Source organism: Actinoplanes sp. NPDC051346, from assembly GCF_040682215.1.
Taxonomy (GTDB): domain Bacteria; phylum Actinomycetota; class Actinomycetes; order Mycobacteriales; family Micromonosporaceae; genus Actinoplanes.
The window spans coordinates 373,859-399,665 of the sequence record NZ_JBFBAJ010000001.1; the positions used below are offsets into that span (position 1 = coordinate 373,859).

19 protein-coding genes, 3 tRNA genes and 3 pseudogenes are annotated in these 25,807 nt (G+C 65.6%); 11 read left to right on the forward strand and 14 right to left on the reverse strand.

Translation table 11 applies throughout. The features are described 5' to 3' along the window. The first annotated feature begins 43 nt into the window (after positions 1-43). Positions 44-358 (forward strand): hypothetical protein, encoded by a 315-nt coding sequence (locus AB0M36_RS01725; RefSeq protein WP_364152294.1) that lies wholly within the window; start codon positions 44-46, stop codon positions 356-358. Here AB0M36_RS01725 and AB0M36_RS01730 read toward each other — a convergent pair. Next, positions 358-696, reverse strand: a pseudogene (locus AB0M36_RS01730) (diguanylate cyclase); the annotation flags it as partial. The gene AB0M36_RS01725 and the pseudogene AB0M36_RS01730 overlap by 1 nt on opposite strands. 265 nt (positions 697-961) lie before the next feature. Next, positions 962-1,705, reverse strand: a complete 744-nt coding sequence (locus AB0M36_RS01735; RefSeq protein ID WP_364150806.1) for a helix-turn-helix domain-containing protein — start codon at positions 1,703-1,705, stop codon at positions 962-964. Between the two features lie 138 nt (positions 1,706-1,843). On the opposite strand from AB0M36_RS01735, the gene AB0M36_RS01740 reads away from it, so the two are divergent. From AB0M36_RS01740 to AB0M36_RS01760, 5 genes are all read left to right on the forward strand, one after another. Then, positions 1,844-2,188, forward strand: a complete 345-nt coding sequence (locus AB0M36_RS01740; protein ID WP_364150809.1) for an antibiotic biosynthesis monooxygenase — start codon at positions 1,844-1,846, stop codon at positions 2,186-2,188. A 30-nt stretch (positions 2,189-2,218) separates the two neighbouring features. Continuing rightward, a complete protein-coding gene (locus AB0M36_RS01745; RefSeq protein ID WP_364150812.1) occupies positions 2,219-2,614 on the forward strand; it encodes an amino acid-binding protein in 396 nt (131 codons plus the stop codon). A gap of 617 nt (positions 2,615-3,231) precedes the next feature. Beyond that, positions 3,232-8,154, forward strand: a complete 4,923-nt coding sequence (locus tag AB0M36_RS01750; RefSeq protein ID WP_364150815.1) for a carboxypeptidase regulatory-like domain-containing protein — start codon at positions 3,232-3,234, stop codon at positions 8,152-8,154. A 606-nt stretch (positions 8,155-8,760) separates the two neighbouring features. Beyond that, positions 8,761-15,114: an RHS repeat-associated core domain-containing protein gene (locus AB0M36_RS01755; protein WP_364150818.1), complete on the forward strand. Its 6,354-nt coding sequence runs from the start codon at positions 8,761-8,763 to the stop codon at positions 15,112-15,114. Between the two features lie 43 nt (positions 15,115-15,157). Continuing rightward, positions 15,158-15,586: a hypothetical protein gene (locus AB0M36_RS01760; protein WP_364150820.1), complete on the forward strand. Its 429-nt coding sequence runs from the start codon at positions 15,158-15,160 to the stop codon at positions 15,584-15,586. A gap of 465 nt (positions 15,587-16,051) precedes the next feature. On the opposite strand, the gene AB0M36_RS01765 is transcribed toward AB0M36_RS01760, so the two are convergent. After that, positions 16,052-16,240: a hypothetical protein gene (locus tag AB0M36_RS01765; protein WP_364150823.1), complete on the reverse strand. Its 189-nt coding sequence runs from the start codon at positions 16,238-16,240 to the stop codon at positions 16,052-16,054. Positions 16,241-16,383: 143 nt separating this feature from the next. Then, positions 16,384-16,815 (reverse strand): BTAD domain-containing putative transcriptional regulator, encoded by a 432-nt coding sequence (locus tag AB0M36_RS01770; RefSeq protein WP_364150825.1) that lies wholly within the window; start codon positions 16,813-16,815, stop codon positions 16,384-16,386. Positions 16,816-17,154: 339 nt separating this feature from the next. On the opposite strand from AB0M36_RS01770, the gene AB0M36_RS01775 reads away from it, so the two are divergent. After that, positions 17,155-17,469, forward strand: a complete 315-nt coding sequence (locus AB0M36_RS01775; protein WP_364150827.1) for a hypothetical protein — start codon at positions 17,155-17,157, stop codon at positions 17,467-17,469. Positions 17,470-17,548: 79 nt separating this feature from the next. Here AB0M36_RS01775 and AB0M36_RS01780 read toward each other — a convergent pair. From AB0M36_RS01780 to AB0M36_RS01795, 4 genes and pseudogenes are all read right to left on the reverse strand, one after another. Further along, positions 17,549-17,764, reverse strand: a pseudogene (locus AB0M36_RS01780) (transposase); the annotation flags it as partial. A gap of 83 nt (positions 17,765-17,847) precedes the next feature. Beyond that, positions 17,848-18,588, reverse strand: coding sequence for a transposase (locus AB0M36_RS01785; RefSeq protein WP_364152209.1), 741 nt, complete (start codon positions 18,586-18,588; stop codon positions 17,848-17,850). Then, a complete protein-coding gene (locus AB0M36_RS01790) occupies positions 18,585-18,779 on the reverse strand; it encodes a hypothetical protein (RefSeq protein ID WP_364150830.1) in 195 nt (64 codons plus the stop codon). Before AB0M36_RS01790 ends, AB0M36_RS01785 begins: the two co-directional genes overlap by 4 nt. 102 nt (positions 18,780-18,881) lie before the next feature. After that, positions 18,882-19,049 (reverse strand): annotated as a pseudogene (locus tag AB0M36_RS01795) (transposase family protein); the annotation flags it as partial. 282 nt (positions 19,050-19,331) lie between these two features. On the opposite strand from AB0M36_RS01795, the gene AB0M36_RS01800 reads away from it, so the two are divergent. After that, positions 19,332-19,913: a hypothetical protein gene (locus AB0M36_RS01800; RefSeq protein ID WP_364150833.1), complete on the forward strand. Its 582-nt coding sequence runs from the start codon at positions 19,332-19,334 to the stop codon at positions 19,911-19,913. A 431-nt stretch (positions 19,914-20,344) separates the two neighbouring features. On the opposite strand, the gene AB0M36_RS01805 is transcribed toward AB0M36_RS01800, so the two are convergent. Next, positions 20,345-21,031, reverse strand: coding sequence for a PspC domain-containing protein (locus AB0M36_RS01805; RefSeq protein WP_364150836.1), 687 nt, complete (start codon positions 21,029-21,031; stop codon positions 20,345-20,347). Positions 21,032-21,783: 752 nt separating this feature from the next. Between AB0M36_RS01805 and AB0M36_RS01810 the strand changes: the two genes are divergently transcribed. Continuing rightward, entirely contained in the window at positions 21,784-22,143 is a 360-nt protein-coding gene (locus AB0M36_RS01810; protein ID WP_364150838.1) for a hypothetical protein, read from the forward strand. On the opposite strand, the gene AB0M36_RS01815 is transcribed toward AB0M36_RS01810, so the two are convergent. Together AB0M36_RS01815 and AB0M36_RS01820 are read right to left on the reverse strand one after the other, a co-directional pair. Continuing rightward, positions 22,082-22,804 carry a hypothetical protein gene (locus AB0M36_RS01815; protein ID WP_364150840.1) on the reverse strand — a complete coding sequence of 241 codons (723 nt, stop codon included), beginning with the start codon at positions 22,802-22,804 and terminating at the stop codon, positions 22,082-22,084. The two genes, AB0M36_RS01810 and AB0M36_RS01815, sit on opposite strands and share 62 nt — an antisense overlap. 88 nt (positions 22,805-22,892) lie before the next feature. Continuing rightward, positions 22,893-23,267, reverse strand: a complete 375-nt coding sequence (locus AB0M36_RS01820) for a hypothetical protein (protein WP_364150842.1) — start codon at positions 23,265-23,267, stop codon at positions 22,893-22,895. 629 nt (positions 23,268-23,896) lie between these two features. Between AB0M36_RS01820 and AB0M36_RS01825 the strand changes: the two genes are divergently transcribed. After that, complete coding sequence (locus tag AB0M36_RS01825) at positions 23,897-24,898, forward strand: hypothetical protein (RefSeq protein WP_364150844.1); 1,002 nt, start codon at positions 23,897-23,899, stop codon at positions 24,896-24,898. Between the two features lie 95 nt (positions 24,899-24,993). After that, positions 24,994-25,323, forward strand: a complete 330-nt coding sequence (locus tag AB0M36_RS01830; protein ID WP_364150847.1) for a tyrosine-type recombinase/integrase — start codon at positions 24,994-24,996, stop codon at positions 25,321-25,323. Positions 25,324-25,386: 63 nt separating this feature from the next. Here AB0M36_RS01830 and AB0M36_RS01835 read toward each other — a convergent pair. The 3 genes from AB0M36_RS01835 to AB0M36_RS01845 form a co-directional block, all read right to left on the reverse strand. Next, positions 25,387-25,461: transfer RNA gene (locus AB0M36_RS01835), tRNA-Val, on the reverse strand. A 14-nt stretch (positions 25,462-25,475) separates the two neighbouring features. Beyond that, a tRNA-Cys gene (locus tag AB0M36_RS01840) sits at positions 25,476-25,546 on the reverse strand. Between the two features lie 37 nt (positions 25,547-25,583). Next, a tRNA-Gly gene (locus tag AB0M36_RS01845) sits at positions 25,584-25,656 on the reverse strand. Positions 25,657-25,807 lie beyond the last annotated feature (151 nt).

Genomic DNA, 25,807 nt, shown 5'->3' on the forward strand with positions numbered 1-25,807 from the left:
TCTTGCTGTTGCGCCGGAGACGCCCGCTCGGACGCAGTGCTTGATGAACTGGCTAGGCCATCTGTCCGGCTTTGCTCTGGTGGAAGACGTGTCGGTTCCCGCCTTGCCGCTTGGCGCGGTACATAGCCATGTCGGCGTGGTGCGGGGCAACGCCTTCCAACAGGTCGACACTGGAGGTGACGGCGACGCCGAGACTCGCGGTGATCGTGACGGTGACCGGCCCGTTGTCGGCGCGGACCTCGACGGGCTCGGCGATGGCGGCGGTGACTGCTCGGCCATGCTGGTGAGCCGGGTGCGGCCCAGGGGCATGATGGCCGCGAACTCGTCGCCGGTGAGCCGCGAGGCGTGTCCGCCGTAGAGGGCGGCGAGGTGCCCGATCCGGTCAGCGGTGGCCTTGAGAAGGTCGTCGCCGGCGTCGTGGCTGTGGGCATCGTTGACCTTCTTGAAGAGGTCGAGGTCGATGAGCATTGTGACGATCGGCTGGGGTTCGGCGGATGAGGCGGTGGCCGCTTGGATCGCCTGCAGCCCGGCACGGTTGTGTAAGCCGGTGAGCGGGTCGTGGGTGAGCTGCCAGGCGGCGTCGGCCAGCTCGGCGCGCTGGCTTCCGCGCTTCGCCGCGTGCGCGGAGGGCGTCAGCATTTGTGGGTGCCAGATCCAAGGCTGGCGGCGGCAGCCGACCGCGATGCCGTCGCGCATGGCAGGGATTCAGGGTACGAAGGAAAGGAGAACCTTCAGCGTACGGGGCTGACGGTTCCCGGTAGCGGGCTGTCAGGTCGGCCGGTCTGGCAGGATCTGACAGCACGGGAAGTTCCGCATCCCCTGTGAGGTTCGGCCGCTCGAGAGGGACTGGGACTGGCACCGGCGAAGTTCCGCCGGGCCACTTCAGCGGTCGTCCTGGCTTCTTGCCCCTGGCAGCGACGGCTCCAGCGCGAGGTCAGGCAGGCCGCTCGGCCGTGTTCGATCAGCAACGTGATGCGGGGACCGGCGGCGCGATCGGGCCGGGTGCCGTGGGTTCGGTGTCGATAAGCAGGTCGCACCCGAAGACCTCCATCAGCCCACGCCGGCCGGTTTCTTCGATGCGTACCGCTCGGCTGTTCGGGTGGCGGCTTAGCCAGCCAAGCTCGAGCATGCGCGTGAGCAGGGCTGCGCCGACGGCGCCGGCGATGTGGTGGCGGCGCTCGCTCCAGTCCAGGCATGGCAGGGCAAATGCGCGGCGGGTGCGCCGCAGTGTTTCGATGTCCAGCCCAAAATCAGTCAGGCGTGGCGTCCCGTTCTTGCCGAGAACGTACGTGTCGTCCGCCCGCACGAGGATGTGGGTCTCGTGCAGGGCGTTGGTCAGCAGGACCGCCACCTTGCCGGCGAGGTGGTCGTAGCAGGTTCGGGCCAGGCGCAACTCGGCGGCTATCCGTGACTGGCGCAGCGAGCGGACCTGGCGGACCGGGGCCAGCGCGGCGAGCGCCTCGAAGGCCCTGCCCACCCTGACGTCGATGAGACGGTAGTAGCGGTGCCGACCCTGCGTCTCGACGGCGAGCAGGCCGGCGTCGAGCAACCTTCGCAGGTGGCTGCTGATGGTCTGGGGCGATACCCCGGTCGCGCGGGCCAACTCTCCGGAGGTCAGCGCCCGACCGTCCAATAGCGCCGCCACCGTGTCGGCGCGGGTCCGGTCGGCGAGCAGGCCGGCCACAGCGGCCACGTCCACATCCACGTTTCGATGCTAACGCAAACATTGCCGTCCTAAATTCATCCGGTCAACACCATCGTCTCGCCGGGAGGCCACTACAACCATGGACACCCCTGGCCCCGAGTCGGACCCCGCCGAACAATCGGGAACACCATGATCGCAATGATCTTCGAGTTCTGGTTCGACCCTGCCGACCGGACGGCGTGCGAGCAGTACCTGAATGAGGCAGCCACGCTGCGCGAGCTGCTGCCGACGGTCGACGGTTTCGAAGGGATCGAACGGTTTCAGAGCGTCAGCGAGGCGGGCAAGTTCGTGGCGATCGGATTCTTCCGCGACGAGGACGCTGTGACCGCCTGGCGCAACGCCGCACCGCACCGTCGGGTCCAGGCCCTCGGCCGCGGTCGGCTGTTCACCAACTATCGGCTTCGGATGGCCGAAGTGATCAGGGATTACGGCCGAGACGACCGCGCGGAGGCCCCCGCCGACAGCCGCCGATTCCATCAATGAGCACCACCGCGACCTCTGGAGTTACCCGGGATGCATGATCTCACCATCCGCCTGGACAACCAGCCGGGCACCCTTGCCTCGATGGGCGAAGCCCTCGGCGCCGCCGGCGTAAGCGTCGAAGGCGGCGGCATGTTCGTCGTGGACGGCAAGGCGGTCGCGCACTTTCTGTTCCACGATGGCCACGCCGCCCGAGCGGCCCTGGAAGCGGCCGGCTTCCACGTCGCGGACTGCCGCGCCCCGCTGGTCCAACGGCTCGACCAAGGCACGCCGGGCCAGCTAGGCGAGATCGCCCGTCTGATGGCCGACGCCGGTGTCAACATCGAAATCATGTACAGCGACCATGACAACCAGCTCGTACTCGTCGTGGACGACCCCGAAGCGGGCTCGGTCGTGTCCGAGGCGTGGACCCGCCGCCGGTCCGCCTGATTGCGATGGCTGGACTTCAAGCGACGTGGTAGCCGAACGCGCTGTCATGCCGCTGAGCACGCAATGAGATGCCGCAGGACAGGCTCAAAAGCGGCTTCTGGTTGACCTTGAACCTTTCTTCGTACGGCATAGTGGCCTTGCGGTAGACCTGGTACTTCCTGAAGGCGACGACCTCATTCCACGCCCGTATTCCACGGTCGTCAGAGTGCGCGGCTGTAGCGCGCTGACCGGTCTTCCGGCCCGCCGCGCGTGACTCCTGGACCCATGCGGTGCTGGACGCGACCATCCGGCACCGCGACAGCGTTGATCTTGTGTAAGGGGTGTCAGTCTCGAGGACTTCGTCGTCCCGCGCTACTCACGATCTGGGGGATCACTCCGCATGGGTTGCAATCTTGAGTGAGTTTTTCTCATCGTTGGACACGCTCGGTGGCGGCGGGTGACATGTCTGCATGCGCTGCTGCCCAGGTCCGCAGGTACCGGGTAGTCGGTACTGCGCTCCACGTCGCTGCGGGCTGTGACGGTGGGGTGTATTCCCTGCTTCCGATTGGGGTTTACACCGTTGATCTTCGCTCTCTAGAGTGCCTCGACTGGGCATCGGGTTACGGGGGACATCGGTGATGGGCACTCGCGTCGTGCTGTTCTACAAGCGTGCCGCCGCGGCGACGGCAGCGACGCTGCTGAGCGCGGGGCTGGCTGTGGTGGGTTTCGCGCAGCCGGCGGTGGCGGGGCCGTCGTCCTGCGAGCTGGTGCAAGCCGACGAGGTCGCGGCGAGCCGGATGGCGGTGGTCTGCCAGGCACCGGTCGAGGTCCTGGCCGAGCGCACCGAGTACGCACAAGTCTTCTCCAACCCAGACGGTTCAAGCACTCTGGAGCAGAGTGTGGAGCCGCAGCGGGTCCGTCAAGGCTATGACTGGGTGCCGGTCGATACGACGCTGACCAAGACCGCGGCGGGGGTGTCGCCGCGGGCTGCGGTGCTACCGATGACCTTCTCCGGGGGTGGCGACACCCTCATCGGGAGGTTGGGCAGCGAGGCCAAGGAGCTGGCACTGTCCTGGCCCTCGAACCTCCCCGCCCCCGAACTGGCGGGTGACACCGCCGTCTACCGTGACGTGTTACCGGAAGTGGATCTGCAGGTGACCGCGTCGGTGACCGGGTTCTCCGAGGTCCTCGTGGTGCACACCCGGGAAGCAGCCGAGAATCCCGAGTTGAAGTCGTTGAAGTTCGGACTGAGCACCAAGGGCTTGGAGATCAGTTCCACGGCTGCTGGGGGTCTGCGGGCACAGGACACGAGCGGGGTGGAGATTTTCACCGCTCCGGCACCGGTGATGTGGGACTCCACTCCAGCGCCGGAGGCCACGGCGCAAGCCCCGGGGCCGCAGCGGCAGCCGGTTGCCGACGCTGAGCGGTCGACGCGGGCGGTGATGCCGCTTAAGGTCAGCGACAGTGCGGTCACCATCACGCCGGATATGAAGATGCTGGCCGATCCGCGGACGAGGTTCCCGGTGTACATCGACCCGCAGGTCACTGGGCGCATCTCGGGCAATGCGTGGACGTCGGTGTTCAGCAATTATCCGACGACGTCGTTCTGGAAGAACTCCACGGCCCTGTTCAACGCCGGCGCGTTGGGCGCGGCGGGTGCGGGCCGTACCGAGAACTGCAGCGGCTGCGCGGATTTCACCGTCCGCTCGTTCTTCCGGATGGACACCAGCAAGGTCACGGGCAAGGTGTCCAAGGCCGAGTTCCGCATTCAGCAGATGTGGTCGTGGACGTGTAAACCGGCGAGTAACGCGAAGGTGTGGAAGACCGGCGGTATCTCCTCGTCGACGACGTGGAAGAACCAGCCGACCTGGCACGGCTCGTACACGGCGCAGGTCCTGGCCAAGCGCAAGTATGGGTCGGTGCACGGCTGTGATGGCCCGGGCGAGATCGAGTTCGATGTGACCAAGATGGTGACCAGCGGCGCGAGCACGGTGACGCTGGGCCTGCGGGCGGCCGACGAGGGCACCAAGAACCAGTGGAAGCGGTTCAAGCATTCCACCGCCAAGCTCATAGTCACCCACAATAAGCCGCCGGCCGCGCTGAGCAACCGCAAATCGGACAGCAAGGACTGCGTCGTCGGGGCGGGCCGGCCGTACGTGTTGTGGACCACCGACGTGAAGCTGACCGGCTACCAGCAGGACCCGGACGCGCCGAAGGAGCTGACCACCTATTTCTACTGGTGGGTGAGGGGGGCTTCGCGCAGCGACAGCAACCGGGTGCAGCAGTCGACCGGTAACAAAACCACGGTGACCGGCACCGTACCGAACGGGCGACTGACCGACGGCGCCACCTACGTCTGGCAGGCCAAGACCTCCGACGGCGTCGCCGAGACATGGTCCGGCACGTGTGAGTTCACCGTGGACAAGACACCGCCACCAAACCCGGGTGCGATCACCTCGGCGGAGTACTCAGCGACAAATCCGAGTGGCGGGGTGGGACAGCCGGGCACCTTCAAGGTCGCCGCTCCCTCGACGCGGACCGACGATGTCGTCGGCTATGCCTGGACGCTGGACTCCGGTGAACAACTTGCCGCGAAGCCGCTGCCGATGAACACCGATCGCAGCGCCACCCTCACCTTGACGCCGACGAAGGACGGTGTCAGCACGCTACGGGTGTGGACCAAGGACCGGGCCGGCCGATTCTCGGCGGCACCGTCGACGTACACGTTCACGGTGCGCGCCGGGATGGGCCCGGCAGCGGAATGGACCTTCGAAGAGGCAGCCGGAACGACCACGGCTACCGACGCCAGCGGGCACGGCAACACGGCAACGCTGGCCGGTAACAGCACCCGGGTCCCCGGGCGCGGCAACGTCGGCAACGCCCTCTCCTTCAACGCCAACGGATACGCCGCCACCGCGGGCCCAGCAACCTACCCGCACCCTGACACCGGGGCGGCGACCACGGTCCGCACGGACGGCACCTACACCGTGGCGACCTGGGTGAAGATCAACAACGTTGACGACCCCTGGCAGCCCACCGCGGTCTCGGCCGTGGGCACCCGATCGGCCGCCTTCCGGCTCGGCTTCGCCGGGCAGCACAAAAAGTGGGTCATTGCCCTGTCCCATGCCGACATCGACAACCCCGGGATCACCGCCACCTGGTCGGACAGCCTCGCCGTGGCGAACAAGTGGACCCACCTGGCAGGCGTCTACGACGCCGCGACGAAGAAGATGACGCTGTACGTCAACGGCGTCGCGCAGTCCTCCACTCCGACGGTCAGCGCGACCTTCCACGCGAACGGACCGATCCAAATCGGTAGACGTCTGTGGAACGGCGCCGACGACGGAAAGTGGCGCGGCCTCATCGACGACGTACGCGTCTACAACTACGCGGTGACCCCCGCCAAGATCGCGGACCTCGCGGTGCCGCAGCAACCCGCCATCAGCTTCCCCGACGGCGCGCAAGCCTCCGCGGGCGGCACACTGGCGATCAAGTTCGACGCCGGCGGCGACACCAACGTCACCCGGTTCAAATACAGCGTCGACGGCGCCGGCCTCGGCAGCACGGTCAACGCCAACGCCCCGGGCGGCACCGCGACGCTCACCCTCACCGTCGGCACCCAGACCGGAGACCGGCAGCTCTACGCCGCCGCCGACAACGGGGTCCGCACCGGCCCAGCAAACCGAGAACAGTTCACCGTGCTGCCGGGCGGCAGCCTGTCCGGCTCGGTGCTAGACGCCATCACCTGGGCGGGCACGCCGGGAGCCACAGTCACCATGCAACCCGGCGGTCACAAGACGACCACCGACGCCGACGGCGGCTACGCGTACGCGAACATCCCCCGAGGCGCGTACACGGTGCACGCGGCCTCCGGGGGCCGGTGTGGAATGGCGGGCAGCCAGCCGTTCCTGGTCGACGGGCAGGGCCTCAACCTGGACCTTCTCCTCTACCGCAAGAGCGACCAGCTGGGACACACCTGCGCGGAGCGCACCACGACGTTCGCCACGGGCACCACGGTCCTGCCGCTCAGCGGTGACAACGCGATTGCCGCGGTGACGTTGCCGTTCGCGTTCCCGTTCTACGGCGGGGCATACCGCACGGCATGGGTGGACACCAACGGTCTGCTGTCATTCACCGACCCGGGCCGCTCACACCCGAACCCGGGTACAGGTGGACTGATCGCGGCGGCCGAACCGAACGCCGTGGTCGCGGCCTTCTGGGATGACCTAGTCGTCGACAGCGCCGCCAGCGTGCGCACGACCATGACCGGCACGCAGGCCGTGGTCGAGTGGCGCAACGTGCACCGCAAGGCCAACACCGCTCAACGCCTCAACATCTCCGTCACACTCAGCCTCGACGGCACCGTGACCATCAACTACAGCGGGCTGGACAACGCCGCCGAACGCGGCGAGAGCGCCCTGGTCGGGATCGAGGCGCCGACCGGTGACGACGGATTCTCCTACGCCGCACAAGAGCCAGTGCTCGCCGACGGCAACGCGATCGTCTTCACCCGGCCCGAAGACGCGCCCGACCTGGAGGTGCACAGCCTCACCGGCAAGGTGACCGACGCGGCAGGCGCGGCGGTGTCCGGAGCGACGGTCACGCTCGACCCGAGCGGGCTGAGCACCACCAGCGCAGCGGACGGCACCTACGCCTTCCACGGGGTCGTCGCCGACAGCTACACCGTTACTAGCCGGGATCTTCCGCGCTGCGGCAACAAGGCCGAGATCCAGGTGGAGCTGGCCGCCGATACCACAACGAACCTGCAGCTCGGCCCCGACTACGGGTCCATGGGATACCGGTGCACGCTCGGCACCGGCGGATATGTCAACGCCGGCACCAAGCTGGCCTTGACCGGGTCGGCGAAGAACACGGACGTCACGTTGCCGTTCTCGATGCAGTTCCACGGAGCGTCCTCGACCGTCGCCACCGTCCACACCGATGGGCGCGTCGCCGTCGGCGGCGGCCATGCCTACCCGTTCTGGGACGACGTCACCGTCGACGCGGCAGCGAGCATGTGGACGCAGACGCTCGGTACCGCACCGAACCGCTCCTTCGTGATCGAGTGGCGCAACGTGCTGCTCGACAACGGCGAACGCACCTCGTTCGAAACGATCCTGCACGAAAACGGCACGATCGCCTTCCACTACGCGGCGATGACCACCGACCGGCAGAAGGGCGCCGGCGCTCGAGTCGGCATCGAAGCGAAGTCCACGGACGTCGCCCAGGACTATTCGGTGAACACACCGACGCTCACGGCGAACAGCTCTATCACCTACCAGCCGGCGCCACCGGGCGTTATCGCCGGCATCGTCACCGAAACGAACACCACCGCGCCGATCGCCGGGGCCACGGTCACGCTGACTCCGGGCGGCCGGACCGTGACCACCGGGGCGGACGGCAGCTACCAGTTCACCGGCGTCACGCCCGGCCCCTACCAGCTCACCGTCTCCGACGGCACCGGACAGTGCCCCGGCCCGGACGCCTCCGCCAAGGTCAACAAGGCGGCTGGTGACGTGAAGGTGGACCTGTCACTCAGCCGCGATCCCTCCTCCTGTTGACGTCGGGGAGGAGCGGGACACACCCGGCCCTCCCCGCACGGCTCCCCTCGACTAGCCGGGTCAACCGCTCTTCTCGACTTCCTCTTTCGCTGAACACGCATTGATCGGAGCTCCGGGGTGACCTCACCGCTGCCCACCGGCCCAATACCGAAGAAGAACTTCGCGCCTCGTGTGCGTGCGATTCTCGCGGCGGCCTTGTCTGCGACCCTGGTGGTGGGCCTCAGCCAGGTCCCCGCGGCGCAGGCCGCGAAGCCGAAGCCACACCGCCCTGAGGCCGTGAAGCCGGTGCCGAAGGTGCCGGTCAAGGCAGCCAAGATTAAGCCCGAAGCGCTCGGTAAGCAGCCGGCGCCGGCAACGGCGCGCCCTGCCCCGCAGTGGCCGAAGGCTGGAACCCAGGTGGTTGAGGTTGCCGCCGGCGCTGCCGGCGGTCAGGTCGGTGACCTGCCGATCCGGGTGTCGCAGCCGGACAGTCGGGGGACGCCCAAAGGCAGGGTGGCTGAGGGCCGGCAGAACGCGCGATCGGCCCAGGTGCCTGCGCCGACCCGCGTGCGGGTGGAGATGCTCGATCGCGCTTCGACCGAGCGTGCCGGGGTCAAGGGTGTGACGATGCGTCTCGGCCGTGCCGACGGTGGCGCCGACGCTGGGCAAACCAAGGTCACGGTCGACTACAAGGCGTTCGCCACCGCCTACGGCGCGGATTGGGCGAGCCGGCTGCGACTGGTGTCGCTGCCGTCCTGCGCTCTGAGCACGCCGGCGAAGAAGGAGTGCGCGCCGACGCCGCTGCCCTCGCGCAACGATCAGAAAGCGAAGACGGTGTCGGCCGAGGTGACCGTCAGCAGCGCGGCGAGGCTGGTGGCTGCCACGGCGGCGGCGTCCGGACCCACCGGTGACTACGCGGCGAGTTCGTTGAATCCCTCGGCGACCTGGGCGGCAGGCGGAAACACCGGAGAATTCTCCTGGTCGTACGCGATGCGGACCCCGCCCGCGATCGGTGGCCCGGCGCCGCAGCTCGCGCTGTCGTACTCGTCGCAGTCCGTGGACGGTCAGCACGCGGCCTCGAACAACCAGCCGTCCTGGACCGGCGACGGCTTCGGAGGGAGATTCAGCGGATTCATCGAGCGCCGCTATCAGACCTGCGCCAAAGACATGGATGGTTCGGCCAACAACGACACGAAGACCGGTGATCTCTGCTGGGAGACCGACAACGCCACCTTGTCGCTGCCTGGTCACACTGGTGAGCTGCTCTACAACTCGACCGACAAGCGCTGGCATCTGCGCTCCGAGGACGGTTCCCGGATCGAACGCAAGGTCAACGCAACGAATGGCGACAACAACGGCGAATACTGGGTCGTCACCACCGCTGACGGCAACCAGTACTGGTTCGGACTGAACCGCTTGCCCGGCTGGACGGCGGGGAAACCGGTCACCAACTCGACGTCGACGGTTCCGGTGTTCGGCAACGACCCGAACGAACCGTGCCACGCGACCGCGTTCGCTGACTCCGACTGTGCTCAGGCATGGCGGTGGAACCTTGACTATGTCGTGGACCGCAACGGCAACTCCATGTCGTACTGGTACCAGAAGGAGACCAACAAGTACGGCCGGAACCTGAAGGCCGACGATGCCGCACAGTACGACCGCTCCAGCTGGCTGGAGCGCATCGATTACGGTACGCGGCAGGTCAACGGCACCGATTCGGTGCACCAAACTTCTGCTCCGCTGCGCGTCGACTTCAAGGCTGCCGACCGGTGCACCAAGGACTGCGGCACCCACGACGCTGTTCATTGGCCGGATGTTCCCTGGGACGCCGCCTGTACCGGTGACTCCTGCACGGCCAACTTCGCGCCGAGCTTCTGGTCGACCAAGCGGCTGGCGAGTGTCACCACTCAGATCCGCAACGGCACCGGCTACCGCGATGTGGAGCGGTGGACGCTGACGCACACCTTCCCTGACCCCGGCGACGGCAACGACGGCGGCCTCTGGCTGTCGAAACTGTCCCACACCGGTCTGGTGGGCGGCAGCGCCGCGGTGCCGGACATCGACTTCACGCCGGTGCAGATGGCCAACCGGGTGGACAAAATCGGTGATCACTCGGCCGCGATGAATCGCATGCGGATCACCCAGATCCGCACCGAATCCGGTGGCTCCATCAGCGTCGTGTATTCCGATCAGGACTGCAAGGCCGGCGAGCCGAAGCCCGACCCGGCGACCAACACCCGACGGTGCTACCCGGTGCGCTGGGAACCGGAGGGTTACAGCAGCCCGGTCACCGACTGGTTCAACAAGTACGTGGTCACCACCGTCTACGAGAATGACAACACCGGCGGAGCCCCGCCGAGTGGCAGTCCCCGCGTCGTGTACTCCTACGACTATTACGACGGTGCGGCGTGGCATTACACCGACGACGACGGTCTGGTGAAGAAGAAGTACAAGACCTGGTCGGACTTCCGCGGTTATGGCCGAGTCGGTGTCACGGTGGGGGATCCGGGCGAGCAGACCTACGCCGAGAGCCGCTACTTCCGGGGGATGAACGGCGACCGTCTGAACAGCGACGGCGGCACCAAGTCGGTGCGCATCGACGGTATCGCCGATGAGGACTGGTTCGCCGGTATGACCCGGGAGGCCAAGACTCTCAACGGGCCCGGTGGGGCGGTCGTGACGCGGACCCTGAACACGCCCTGGGCGTCGGGTCCCACTGCATCACGAACGTTCAACAACGACACCGTGACTGCCCGTTACACCGCCACGGGTACGGTGACCAACCACACCGCGCTCGACGGCGGCCGAGGCGAACGGGTGACCAAGACTGTCACCAGCTTCGACGAGTACGGCATGCCTGTCACCGTCGACGACCTCGGCGCGGACGGAGTCGCCGGTGACGAGCAGTGCACGAAACTGGACTACACCCCGCGCAACACCAACGCCTGGATCCTGGACCGGGTTCACCGCACCCAGTCGTATGCAGTCTCGTGCGCCGCGACCGGCGGAACGCTGACCGAGAGCGACGTGATCGGCGAAACCCGGACCAGCTTCGACAACCAGGCCTTCGAAGCAACCCCCGCCAAGGGCCAATCGACCCAGATGCAGACGATGTCGGCCTGGAACAACGGTGCGCCGACGTTCACCGTCATCGCAAAACAGAGCTATGACGTCCACGGTCGAAGCACGGCTACCTGGGACGCCCTGAACCACAAGAGCACTACGGCTTACACCCCTGCCGTCGATGCTCCGGCTACCTCGATCCTCACGACGAACCCGCTCACCCACGCGACCACGGCGACCGTGGAACCGGCGTGGGGAGCGCCGACCGCGGCGGTGGACCCCAACGGCAAACGCACCGACGTCAAGTACGACCCGCTGGGCAGAGTAATCGCGGTGTGGAAACCCGGTCGTGCCAAGAACACCGACACCGCCAACATGACGTACGACTACGACATCCGCACCAACGCCCCGAGCGTGGTCACGACGTCGGTGCTCAACGCTGCTGGTGCATATAACCGGGCTTACACCCTCTACGACGGGATGCTGCGGCCGCGGCAGAGCCAGGCTCCGTCGCCGTCCGGCGGCAGGATCGTCACCGAGAACTTCTACGACACCGTCGGCCGCGCCACCCTCAGCTTCGGCGCCTACCACACCACCGGAACCCCCGGCGGCACACTATTGGCCGCTACCGACCGCGCGTTCGTGCCCAAGCAGAACCGCAGCATCTACGACGGCGCCGGACGCGTCAAAGCCCAGATCTTCCAGCCCTACGGCTTCGAGCGGTGGCGCACGACCACCTCGTACTCGGGTGACCGCACGGACGTCACCCCGCCCGCCGGCGGCACCGCGACCTCCACCGTCACGGACGCCCGCGGTCGCACCGTGCAGCTGCGGCAGTACCACGGTGCCACCCCGACCCCGTCAACGGCCGGCAGCTGGGACACCACCACCTACACCTACGACCGCCGCGGCTACCAAACCAAGATCGCCGACACCCTGGGCAACGACTGGACCTATATCTACGACAGCCGCGGCCGGATGACGAAAGCCGACGATCCCGACAAGGGCGCAACAACCTTTACCTACGACAACGCGGGGAACATCCTCACCACGACCGACGCGCGCGGGAAGAAGATCGCCTACCTCTACGACCCGCTCGGCCGTAAGCGCGCCGCATACGACAACCAGGTCGGCGGCACCCTCCGCGCACAGTGGATCTACGACACCGTAGCCAAGGGACAGCTGTCCCAGTCGACGCGATTCGTTGGGTCGGCTCCGTACCAGTCCAAGATTCTGGACTACAACGACACCTACCAGCCAGGCAACACCCAGATCATCATCCCGGCCAGCGAAACCGGCCTGGCAGGCATTTACAACTACAACACCACCTACAACATCGACGGATCCGTCCAGTCGACCAGCATCCCCGGCACCAACACGGACCTGCATCCCGAAACCCTCACCTACGCCTACAGCGATCTCGGGCTGCCCACCACCGTCAAGAGTCTCTACGGCACCCAGAACCTGTCCTACGTCGCCGACACGGACTACAACGCACTCGGTGAACTCGACCAGATCGAGCTCTACACCGGCTCGCGTGGGCGCGTATTCACCGCCTACAAGCGAGAGCTGGAAACCGGCCGACTGACTGGTATCCGCACCGATCGTGACTCGGTCGCGCCCTACGTCCTCGCGGACAGCACCTACCAGTACAACAACGCCGGTGACATCACCAAGATCGCGGACGCGGCGCCCGATCCTGCCGATGACAACCAGTGCTTCACCTCGGACTACCTCGACCGATTGACCGAAGCGTGGACACCCGCCGACGGCAACTGCACCGCCGCGCCGTCGGCCACGAAACTCGGCGGCCCTGCCCCGTACTGGCACAGCTGGCGGTTCGACAAGGTCGGCAACCGCACCCGCGAAACCGTGCACGACACGAGCGGCGACAAAACTACCGACTACCAGTACCCGGCCCAGGGAAGCTCCGCCGTACGCCCACACGCACTGACCGGCGTCACCGGTGCCCGCACCGGCAGCTACACCTACGACGAAGCCGGCAACACACTCACCCGACCGTCCTCGCCCGCGGGCACCCAGACCATGACCTGGGACCCCGAAGGCCACCTGGACTCCACCACCGACACCACCGGAACGACCAGCTACATCTACGACGCCGACGGCAACCGACTCGTCCGCCGCGACCCAGGCGGGCGAACCCTCTACCTCGGCAACCAAGAAATCCGCTCCACCCCCGGCGCCGCCACCGCAGCCGCTACCCGCTACTACGGCTTCGCCGGATCGACCGTGGCGTCACGCACCATCGCCGGACTCACCTGGCTGTCCAACGATCACCAAGGCACCGCCGCACTGGCCATCGACGCGCACACCCAAAAGGTAGCCGCCCGCCGGCAGACGCCCTACGGCAACCGACGCGGCGAAGCAGTGGAATGGCCGAACACCCAAGGGTTTGTCGGCGGCACCAACGACAACACCGGCCTCACCCACCTCGGAGCCCGCGAGTACGACCCCACCATCGGCCGGTTCATCTCCGTCGATCCCCTCCAAAACCTTGCTGACCCCCAGCAGTGGAACGGCTACGCCTACAGCCACAACAACCCAGTCACATTCAGCGACCCCAGCGGCCTCGCCGACTGCGACTTCGCCGGCAACTGCGGTGTGGGCGGCGGCAACCTCGGCACCCCCGGCGTCGCCAGAGGCGAGTCCGGCGGAGGAAAGTTCGGAGGCGGCCGCAAACACACCGACGCACCCCAACAATCGGGCGGCTGCGGGCGTAAGTGGGCCTGCGATCCGGCGCCGGAAAACGGCACCACCTCGAGCGGCACCATCGCCGACCTACCCGACTTCAAGACATTCGCAGTCAGCTATACCAACACGTGTGGCGACTGGATGGTCAACAGCTTCGGCTTCACGTGCTCTTATGGCGACCTTCACGAAAAACAGAAGACGGACGCCTTCGGCGAATATCTGTGCAAGTACATGGGCGCCTGCGATTTGAAGGAAGCCCTCCTGAAAGCCGCGCGTGTTGAATCCGCCGAACTCCTGAGCTGGATTCCCTGGGCCGGCGTACCCTTCTCGCTCTATCTCGCCAAGGAGAAATGGAACAGCGGTGACCGGGCCGGCGCCGCTATGGATCTCATCGGCATGGTGCCTCTCGCCAAAGCGGCTAAGGGGGCAGGACGCGCATGCAGCTTCGGCGCCGACGTCCCAGTCCTGATGGCAGACGGAACCACCAAGCCGTTCGACGAAGTCAAGGTCGGCGACGAAGTTCTCGCCACCGACCCGGAGACCGGCGAACAAGGCCCCCGAAAGATCGAGAAAGTCTGGGTCCACGACGACGACCTCTACGTCCTGTCCGTTGCAGGCAGCCAGCTCGTCACCACCGAGGACCACCCCTTCTGGAACCAAACCGACCGCGGCTGGCAACAAGCCGACGAACTAGACTCAGGCGACCTGGTACGCACCCCCACCGGCACGGCCCGCGTCACCGGCTTCGACTACTTTCAACACCACAAAGCTGACGCCTACACCCTCACTGTCAACGACCTCCACACGTACTATGTGCTCGCCGGCACCACGCCCGTCCTGGTTCATAACTGCGGGGAGGCAGTCGTTCACCTGGATCCAGTGGAACGACACGCAACTATTTCGATCAGAAATGGCGATGAGGTTCTGCATACGGAACAGCTCGGAACGACCGGAACAGATGCGATTCCGGCGTTGCGGACGGCACCCCACTCACCCACGACAATCAATGTGAGGATTCCCCTGCGGAACCCCGGCGGTGCCATGGCATATCAGGAGGTCACGCTTGGCAGGAACCTTGGCCCTTATAACGAGGTGTCGCAGAGCTGCGTGACGTACTGTGGGAATGTCTTGAAAGCGGGAGGGGTCGAAGGTGTCCCAAATACGACGCTCGGAATCACGAAGTGGCTTCTCCAGAAACATGGGTGACCGAGTTTCGGTGTGTTCCTGCGGTAGGACACGGAGGTGAATGATGACGCTACCTGAAGGCTGGGGCTGGCTAGATGATCTGCCAGAGGAGTGGGTCCCGCCTGCGGAAATCCGGGAACCGACAAGCAACGCAGCGCTCAACCTGACAATCAAGATGCTAGCCAGCCAAATCCTAGGAAACGACCTCATCGAGCTCGTGGGCATGCTGATTGCTGAGAGTGCCCGCTATAGTATTTGGTTCGGTTCTGAGGCCAAGGCGAAGGTCTCGTCCAACAAGGAATTGGCCGTCTTGTCTATGCTTGGTTATGAACAGGCGCGTCTGGTCTATGACGCTTGGCTCCCATACTCTTCCTCGTTTGGATCGTCGGGCGGGTTGGTTGGAAGCTACGAGGAGGAGCGATCCCGGCTTCGCGACTCGCTTTTAAATGCCGTATCAAAACTGTCAGAGACGAGGAAGAAATTTGAAGCATAGGCACAGTGTCGAGGGCTGTCGTTGGTAGGGCTTAATCCCGTTGTGCCTCTTGTGCCTCTTGTGCCTCTTGTGCCTCTTGTGCCTCTTGTGCCTCATCGGATCGTGACCTGCAGTGCCCGACTGCATAGAGTAACGAGAGTCTGTGCAGGTGCGGCGTGGTCGGCGTGTGTTGCCGCCACGGAGGGGCAGGCATCCGGATACATCTATGCGCCAGAGTTGAGCGGTGATCTGCTCGTTGGCGTGCCGCGTAGCGGTGCGGCGTCGATCGCCGGAAGCCCGTCGAAGGCTGCTTGACTCGGCGATCGTCACGGCGTCGCTCGGCAGATCGCCTGCTGCTCCTGGCTGGTGGTTCGGTGTTGGTGGGCGTGCGCGCGGGGCCGGAACGGCTGTAGCGCGTGTGCGCGGCCCGGCGTGGCCGGGCCGTCTTGATTACGTGAAGCAGTTTTGGACCAGCGCCGTCCGTGGTCAGGTCGTCGGCTTGCGAGGGCGGCGGGTTCTCTTGGGGTTTGGCGGCTCGGTGGTCGGCGCGTCTTCCGCGGTGTCCGGGGCGTCGTCGCGGAGCATGTGCGCTGGTGGCTTGGCGTAGTTGCCGTGATCGGTGTGGTATTTGATCACGTCGTCGATGAGTTGACCGTGGGCGTCGGTGTGCTGCACCAGGTCGTTGAGGGCGGCGTTGCGGTCGTCGGGGGTGCGGGTCGCCCCTCGTGGTGGACCCGCTGACGAACGACGTTGCGTAGCACGAGGCTAACCGCCGCGCCGGGCGGCGAGTGCGCGGCATGATGGACGGTGATTCTTGGTTATGTTCGGTTCAGACTGCTGCGGAGCTGATGGGCCAGTTCGATCGTGTCTTCTCGGGGTTCGGCGTCTAGGTCGGCGACTGCTTTGGTAAGGGCGCGCAGCAGGGTTCGGATGCCGTCGGCATCGCCGAGTGCGTGGCGGGCATGGATGGCTTTGGTATAGAGCGCCTCGTTGTAGTGGTCAAGGCCGATGGCCTTGTCGAGCAGGTCGGACGCGGCTTGCGGGTCGGTGTCCAGGAGGTCATCGGCCAGCAGTAGGTGGGCTTCGGTGCCCCAGCGACGTATGGCCTCGCGGTGCGGTTGCACCCATTCGTAGTCATGGCCGTCTGCCAGAGGCGCGGAGCACAGGTTGCAGGCGGCGGTGAGTAGTTCGCGGCGGCGCGGGCCGGCGGCGATGGCTGCGTCGCGCAACAGGTCGCGCAGGTTCCACACGTCAACGTCGACGGTGATCGGGTCGAGTCGGTACTTGCCGGCGGTCTTGATGACGTACGCGTTCTTGGTGTCGGCGGTACCGGCGCGGCTGAGGACGTGGCGCGGGTTTGAGGCGTTGGTGTGTACGCGTTGGTCGGCTTGACTGATGCGGGCGTCGGGCTCGAGGTATTTGGTTTCGCGGGCGAGAGTTGGGTTCTGTCCCGTGAAGAGTGATCGATCTTCGAAGCGATCGGCTCAGCAGGATTCGTAGGAGCTGGAGCATGAATCTGCCAAGTTCCGTACGTCTTCACGGACGGTGCGGGGCATCCTGGCTGAGCGGCTCGATCGGGAGGACCCGATGTGGATGAGCAGGACTTCTGGGTGCGGCTTGAGTATCGGATCACCGCTGAGTTTCAGGGATTCGCCGACGAACGGCTCCGGCGGAATTGGTGCGACGGCTTGATGGCTGAGGAGTGCAACTTCGGCGGGATGAAGCCGTCCATCTCTGGCCGGGCGTGGTGTGGGACCACCGGGCAGGACCGGTGGCGGTTCATTTTGGTCCTGCCGCCCGGGACCGATTCGTATGAGCAGGTCGACTGGTCGGCGCTGCTGCCCAGCGACCGGGGTGACCGGATGGCTCTCGCCGGATCCGGGGGGCGAGAGCATGACCGTTGACCCATCGTGTAGACCCGGACTGAGTTTCAATCAACGACGTTCTGGTGAACAGCATGAATCTTCGGTAATTGATCTCCGGCTAGGCACTCAGCAGAACGCGTTTTCGGAGTAGGTCGAAGCTCGCCCGACCATACATCTGCCGTTTGAGCATTTTGATGCGGTTGACGTTGCCCTCAACCGGCCCGGAATTGAAGGGCAGGCTCAGCCCGGCGGTCACCGCGTCGAGGTCGGAGTTTATGCCGTTGACGAAGCGGTTGATCCCAGGGAGGTCGGCTCGCTCTGCGCAGGTGAGCCATTCGTCGAGGCGGTGACCGCGTCGTCATGATCGCGGCGAAGGACCGCACCAGGTCGGCGGCGGTTCGTAGTTCGGGGCAGGTGTCAAGGATCGCTGTCAGGCGACCATTGTCGCGGTCGGTGAGGGTTGTCGGGGTGCCGGCAGATCCAGCCGGTGACCTGCCGTGTCGACAACGACTTCGGCATCGTCCGTAGGTCGGGTCGTGTCCGGTGCTGTTCAACGAAGTTCCGGACGATGCCGTAGCCGCCGGTAAATCCCTGTGCGACGACCTCGCGATGCAGCACCGAAGCGTTGAGGCATCCGCCGACGATCCGTTCGCTCAGGTAGGGCTTGAATCGGTCGAGCAGGCTTGCCCGCCGCTTGGGCACGATCATCATTTCCTGCCACGTCGCGGCGCGGGCGTAAAGGGAGACGGTTTGATGCTTCCAGCCCAGATGCCGGGCGATCTGCCGGAAGCCGGCTCCTTGCGCCAGCATCTCGTGGACCAGAGCGTTGTGAGCTCGACGGCGTTGCGCCATCGCGCCCTGCGGCCCATCAATGACCTCCACGGCCTCGGCGGTCGCCGCGGCGGGCTGCTCGACAAGGCAGCCTTTGTGCTTGGCGACCAGGCGTTCGACCGCGGTGGCGAGGTTCTGCCAAAAATGGAAGCGGTCGGTGACCTGTACTGCGTCCGGTGCTCCGATCCGGGCGCCTTCGGCATAGGCGCTGGCCCGGTCCCGGCAGATCACCTCCGGAGACTCGTGCTGCGGAAGCCATTCGGCCAGCGGCGACGCATCGCGTCCTGGGACCAGATCGACGACGCGGCGGCTCTCGCAATCGATCAGAACGGTGCCGTAGTGATGCCTCGTTTGACTGCGAAATCGTCGACACCGAGCACACGCACCGAGCCCACCACAGGGTCCGGGATCGCTTTGACCAGCCTCAGCAGGCTGTTACGACTGGTCCGGATCCCGACCTTGGCGGCGAGCCGGACACCAGCCCGGCCGGCCAACGCCAGCCCGATTGAGGTCAGCATCGCCCGCAACGGCTCGCTGCGGCGGGCTCGGCGACGGTTCAGTCCGGCGACCTGTTCAGCGAACGTCCGCATCCCACACACGGCGTTGACGCAAAAGAAGCGGTGCACCGTGAGGCATAGTTCGACCAGCCGGCCTGCGACCGGTAGATCGGCCAGCCGACGCTGATACCTCGAATGCACCCGTCCCGAGGCGACCGAGCAGGCCGGGCAGCTTTGCTCGGCGCCGCGCGCCGCAGCATGAAGAACGACGCCATCCCCGGCTTCGATGATCTCGTTGACCTCTACCCCGTCAAGATGCGCAGCAGGCGGCTGATGACCTCATCACACCGTCACCCAACGATCGGCCATGACGGACGTCGATCACTCTTCACGGGACAGAACCGAGAGTTGGCCCCATCTGGGAACCAGTTGTGGCCCCACTCGTCTAGGCCGGCAATCGGTTCGGACGAGGGTTGGCCCCACCTCGTCGCCCCCTACGGCTCTTCGCCCCCTCCCGTGGGAGGTGCGAGCAACCAGGGTGACGCCAATCGTCAAATAGTGAATCTTGGTGTGATGGCGACCGCGGACGACATGAACGACGAGGAAAACTGGACCGGCGGATTCTATGAGTTGTCCTTGAGCCTAGGCGTCCCAAACGACGACAAGCTCGACCGGGCGATACGGTCCGTGTGGCGTGCCGCCGGCGTCCAAGGCTGCCTGGTTGGCCACCCCAGCGGCCGCGGATTCGTCGAGGTCGAGCCGAGCGCGGCCGCGCTGCACGAGCACGGCCATCTACGCGGCACTCTGACCTTGCCGTCCGGTGACCGCGTCGTCTGCGGCGGGTTCTCAGGCCGATACGAAGACGGCGACGAGGTTGAGCTCTACCTGCCGCTCGGCGCGCTGGCCCGGAGCGACCGCCGGATTGGCGGCTACCCCTTCGACGAACGAAGCGGCGTCGAGTCACTCACCTGGCGGGTACAACTCGACCAGTGGCTGGCAGACGTCGCCGCTACCGTGTACGCCGACGTGCCGTTCCAACGCGCCCTCATCGGCTTCGAGATCGATGGGGACGCCGACATCACCGCTGATCAACGGTACGCCGCCGTCTTGCTGCCGTCCGCCCATGGTCTGGACTACCATCCCGCCACCACATAAGCCCGACGAGCAGCGTCATCGGACGCGCGACGCCGACTTTGGGCGGGCCAAATCTCCTTCGCGATCAAGGCTGTTGGTGATCGACATGTGGAGCCAAAACCCGCTCGTAGATGGGGCCGAAACTCGTTCCTGTAGCCAGATATTCGCCGATCTCGCGGGGGCCGGCGCCGTCGGGGTGGACGGCGAGGAACACCGCCAGTTCGAGAGCCTTTGCCCGCGGCGTCCGTCTGCGATGAGGTCCTCGATCCGCGGCTTGCCGAGCACGCGCAGCCGCGCCCGTTTCGGCGCGCTAGGCACGGACGACGTGGTGGCAACGGCACTGTCGTCGCGCCGAGCCTGCGAAGGCACCGTAGTGGCTTCCTCAGCGGTAAAAGAAGCTTGAGCCGGCGTCAAACGGTTAGCAGCTGGCGCCTCCCCGGTTTGGGCCGCAGTCACCGGTATCCGCGCAGGGCGCGTTCCTGCGTATGCGCCAGCTCTCGGATCAGTTGGACGTTGGATGCGTTGCGTTCCATGAGCACGAGGTTCTGCAGGGTTTGATCGTGAATCGCGGCGGCGAGTCGGGTGTGGTGTTGCTCGCGGATGCGGGCCTGGTATTCGGCGCGGAGCTGGTTGATGCCTCGCCACAGCACCGCGGCGGTGACGGCGGCGATAATGAACAGGATCAGCGCGACGATCATCCCGCCGGTGATGACGCCGACTGTGACCATCAGCGTGCCGGCGAGCACGCGCAGCCACAACAGGCGGCAGTCGTTTCTGGACAGGCGCAACGCCTCGGCGCAATGCCGGATCACGCCGATGCCGGCCACGATCGCGATCACTGGCAGTTCGGATAGGTCGACTTCGTCGCGGGTGTCCGAGGCGATGCTCGATACGGTCACTGCGGCGACGCCGAGGAGTAAGTAGAGCAGCATGGCTGCCGGATCCCGGCGTGGCGTGGGTTGATTGGCTGGAGGCTGTTGAGGCAGCACCGTCCAGAAGACGGTGTAAAGCATCAGCCCCACACCAGCGTCGAACAGGCCGGAGAGTGCGACGAACGTGATGCGCAGTGTTCGCGGGGAGAGGCCGACGTGGCATGCCAGTCCCGCCGCGACACCGCCGAGGAGCCGGTGCTCACGCAAGCGATAGAGGCTGGTGCGGGGCCTGTGGTGCATGACGGTGGTGATGTTGCCCCCTCATGAGCACGCACCTGGCCGTCGCGACCTGGTGCAGATGTCCCCTTTCATCTGCGATCCTCGTCCGGACGTACGGGTTCCACCATGGGGGTGTTCCCGGATTTCAACACGACGGTCAACGCCGTAGGGGATCACCATGCTGCGCGGTCGGTGCTGGCACGAAGTGCCAGCAGGTACTCGGCGGATCGTTCGCGTCCGTCGGCCGTCAAGGACAACCACGCTCGCCGAACCACCGTGGGGGAGTGGCGGGAGATGGCCATGGGGGTGACGCCGCATGAGCGGTGACCGAGTGACGTTCATCGGCGACAGGACTTGGCGGTGGCGGTCCGGTCATTCCAGCCTGCTCTTCGTTGTCTGCACGTCCTGGTTCGGGGTGGCTTCTGTACGGCAGCGAAGTGCAGCGACCGACGCCACAGAATCCAGCCACCCCGGACCGAGAGCCTCGCCTGACCTGGTAAACGCCCCGGCCCGACCGTATCGCCGCGAATCCCTCGGTCGTGGTCCGATCCCGCCCGCCTGTTGACAGCAACGCTGACCGCAACCGACCCGGGCTACGAGTACGACCCGGCGCCGCGATGGATGCCCTTCCGAGGTCGCAGACTCGGGCGGACGGGGCCGGACGGGCCGCCCAGGACCTACAAGCGAGGGATTACGGGGTGGAAGGGTGGTAGCCGCGACTTGTACGGGAGACTCGTGACGTGAGTTATGACCTTGCAGTGTGGGAAGGCGATCGGCCGGCCACTGACCAGGAGGCAGGGACCGTCCTGCAAGCGCTAGCGACGAGGTATCTGGAGGAGGAAGTTGACACGCCACCCACCGCGAGGATCGCATCCTTCGTCGATTCGGTCCTGGCGCGTTGGGTCGATCTCACCGAAGACGACCTCGACGACGTGAGCCCGTTTGCGGCTGGACCACTGCGGGACGAAGCCTCTGGCCCCATCATCTATCTGGCGCTACGCCCGAGTATGGCCGACGAGGTGTCGGCGGAGATGGCGGTCATGGCCGAGGAGCACGGGCTGATCTGCTTCGATCCGCAGTCGGATCAGCTCCGGCCGTGATTCGGCTCAGTTGAACTGAGTGACGAACTGGGTGACAACCAGGCCGCATTGTGGACAGGTCGGTGAAGTAGTCGTACGCGGCGTCACCGGCGTTGCCCTGCCACAGCGTATGCAAAGTCGTGGCGCCGGACTGGATATTGAGGGCCAGGTCGTGCAGGCCGGCGCTGGTGTTGCTCAGAACGGGCGCCATCGTCGCGACGGCTTCCCAGTCGCCGGAGAAACGTTCCTGGAGCCAGCTGATGGGGTCGAAGCCCAGGACCACGTCGAAGCCCTTCATGGCCCACGAGGTCGGGCTGAGGTAGTCCATGAACCCTAGTGAGTTCGAGGGATTCTCCGGCTCCGGTGGCGCGGTGAGCCGGTCGGTCACCCGTCGCGGGTCGGTGAACGGGACCGGTTTGCACACGATCGCGTTGAACTCGTACTCCAGCGGCGTCTGGCACTGCCCGAGCGCGGTCGGTAGGGACGCGTCGACGGCGGCCGCGGCTTGGTGATCTGTGCCGAGGTAGTACCGAGCCGCTGCGGTGAGTTCCGGGTGAGAAGCCCGCACGATCGTGTCCAGGCGGGTCAGCGTGCCGTTCACCGTGGTAATCGCCTGCTGGTGGGGACCTGATGCGATCTGGATCAGTTCGCCGCCGGTCACCTCTTTGGCATGAGTGCCCACGTAGCCTTGATGGCGGTCATGTCCTCGGCCGCGCCTTCGAGCTGCTTCGCGTACCCGGTCAGCGCTGCCGGCTCAACCGTCAGCGTGCTCAATTGCTAACGGCGATCAAGAGGATCACGCCGATGATGGTCGTGAAGACTGCGGCCAGGAGTAGCTGCAACGCCAGCCGGGGCCTCGACCCAGATGCCGCAAAGTGACCCGCGCTGAGGGCGGCGGACAACAGCAAGACCAGGCATGGCCAGAGACGCGTACCGTCGGCGTTGCCGAGGAAGGCGTCGGAGCCGACGAACAGGCCAAAGATGATGATCGCAGCGGCGATGCTGTACCGCAGGTTCCGGTATGCGTCGTTCTGGAACCGGTAGATCGCCAGATGGGTGTCGTGTTCTACCTGCTGACGCTCCTCCGGCGACATCCTCTCGGCCGCTGCCTTGCCCCACCATCGTCGACTCGCCATGATCAGCACCGTAGCAACCGCACTCCTCGCCAGCTATCGCGTCGGTTCAAGCCGGACGGAGTCGGGCACATCGCCGAGCACAAGATAAAGGGGCAAGGTCGCCTAGAACAGAGTTGTTCAAAGCACCTGGAAAGCTCCGACCTGGCAGCCGACGGGCGGTGAGCCGCAGTCGGCCGCTCACGGGCGTGCAGCAGCGATGTACAGCAACAAATGCCACCGAACGCGGCTACGCCGGACCCGTATATCCCGCCAGACCTGGTGCGCGACCGAGTCCGACCGGATCGCCGGGAATGAGTCCTCGGTCAACGATGCAGATCTACCGGCGGCGCCTGGAGGAACATCTTCTCCGGCCTTCGAACACAAGTTTGGACGAAATCACGCGGGGATGCGGTGGTCGCCTGGGAGAAAGAGCGAGCGGGGCAGGGGATACGCCGACAGCAGCATCCACTCGTGGCGGGCTCTGTTGCACCTGGTCCTGGCCGATGCCGAGGAGAACGGCTTGATCGGCTTGAACGTCGCCGCCAAGCGCAAGGGGCGCGGCAAACGCACCGGACTTCCCGCGACCGGGGCGAGGAGCGCTGCTGATCGCCGAGCGGGCCGCCCTGCTGGCGGGCCGCGACGATGAGTTCGTTGCTGTGGTGACCGAGGGCTTCGCCGGGATCCGCTGGGGTGAGCTGGTCGGCCTGGAATCGAAGTACCTGCGTCAGCAAGCTGTCCAGGTGGAGTGGCAGCTGTACGAACTGGACAACGGCCGGTTCGAGCGGTGCCCGTTGGCTTCGGTTGTTACCCAGTTAGACACCCACGCCGCCAGGACAGTACTGCCCAAGATCGCAGACACTCTCAACTGGCTGCCGACTGCCAGGCCCGGCCGCGACGCCTGCGCATCTGGGATGGCGGGCGTCTCATCGACAAAGGCCGCTTGCGCTCGTTCGGACAATGACGGTATGAGCTTCGATTTCGGGTCGGTGCCCGACTGGTTTGCCGGCGTCGGCACTGTCGCGGCGGTGGTAGTAGCACTTTTCCTCCCCGGGTGGCAGCGGGCAAAGCTACGTCCGATAGTGACTCTTGAATTCGATCGAACGTCTGAGGACATCGCCGTTCACGAGAGCCCCCCTTGGGGTAGCGTCTGGATAAGACTCCGAGCTACTAACAGCCCAGGGCGAGAGACGGCAAGAAAAGTTCGCGTGATTATCTCCAAAGTGGAGCCTGAGGAGGGATCCGTATTGCCTGAGAACACACTTGCCCTTCGGGAACTCTCATGGTCGGAGGTCAGGACGGGAGAACTTGATCTTCCGGCTGGGATGCAGCGTCGAATAGACGTCGCTCATGTTGAAAAGAAGCGAGCGGCAAATAGGAATTTGGTCAGTCCTTGGCCGGATCTTGGCATGGGTTTGGCTGGGTGGCCTCAGCGTTATGATGGGCGCGATTATTTGGGGGAGGGGGCGTTTCGGATCAAGCTAACTGTCGCAGGCGAAAATTTGGATGCTTCTGAATGGGAGATACGCATTTCCTTCAAAAAGGTCGGCCTGTCCAACAATTCATCGCTGGCGAGAATCCGGGACGCCATAGAAGTGTCTGATCCTGTACTTGTATCCAAAGAGACTTCGCTACGCCGCCGCCGATGGCTCGCGGATGGCTAGCATCCCGTCACCCTCGACCCGCCCATACGTCGTCCCTTCTTTGCTGCTCGGCGCGCGCACCGAAGAATTGCGGGCTCTGACCTGGTCCCAAGGAGGTGGGCAAGAAGTGGCAAGATCTCGACCTTGTCTTCGCCTCATCCTTGGGCACCGCCCTCGACGCCGCCAACGTGCGGCGCTCCTTCCGGCGCATCACCAAGACAGCCGGCCGTGACCCCTCGGACTGGACGCCGCGTGAACTGCGGCACAGCTTCGTCTCGCTGCTGACCGATAACGGAGTCTCGATCAACGAGATCGCCGACCTGTGCGGCCACTCCGGCACGTCTGTCACCGAAAAGGTGTACCGCCATCAGCTCCGCCCGGTCCTGCTGACCGGGGCTGCCGCGATGGACCGGATCTTCGCCCTCGACACCGCAGTCGAGCGGTAGTCACTCAGTTAGTCACCCAGACATGACAGAGGCCCTGTCCGTCTATGGACAGGGCCTCTGTGCTGGTGGGCGATACTGGGATCGAACCAGTGACCTCTTCCGTGTCAAGGAAGCGCGCTCCCGCTGCGCCAATCGCCCTCGATCTAATGCCGAGGTGGAGACGGGATTTGAACCCGTGTACACGGCTTTGCAGGCCGTTGCCTCGCCTCTCGGCCACTCCACCGAGCCGGCCCCGCACGTAACCTGTGGCGGCCTCTCCGAGCGGACGACGGGATTCGAACCCGCGACCCTCACCTTGGCAAGGTGATGCGCTACCAGCTGCGCTACGTCCGCTTGTCCTTCCGGGTTCCCCCGGCGACGGATGAAACATTAGCCGGTCGCCCCGGGCCTTGCCAAACCGGGGTCCCCCGGCGCGTCGCGCGGCGGGGGAGCCGCAGGTCACGCTGCGGTGGCGGAGGGCCGTGGGTGGGCGGGATATCAGCCC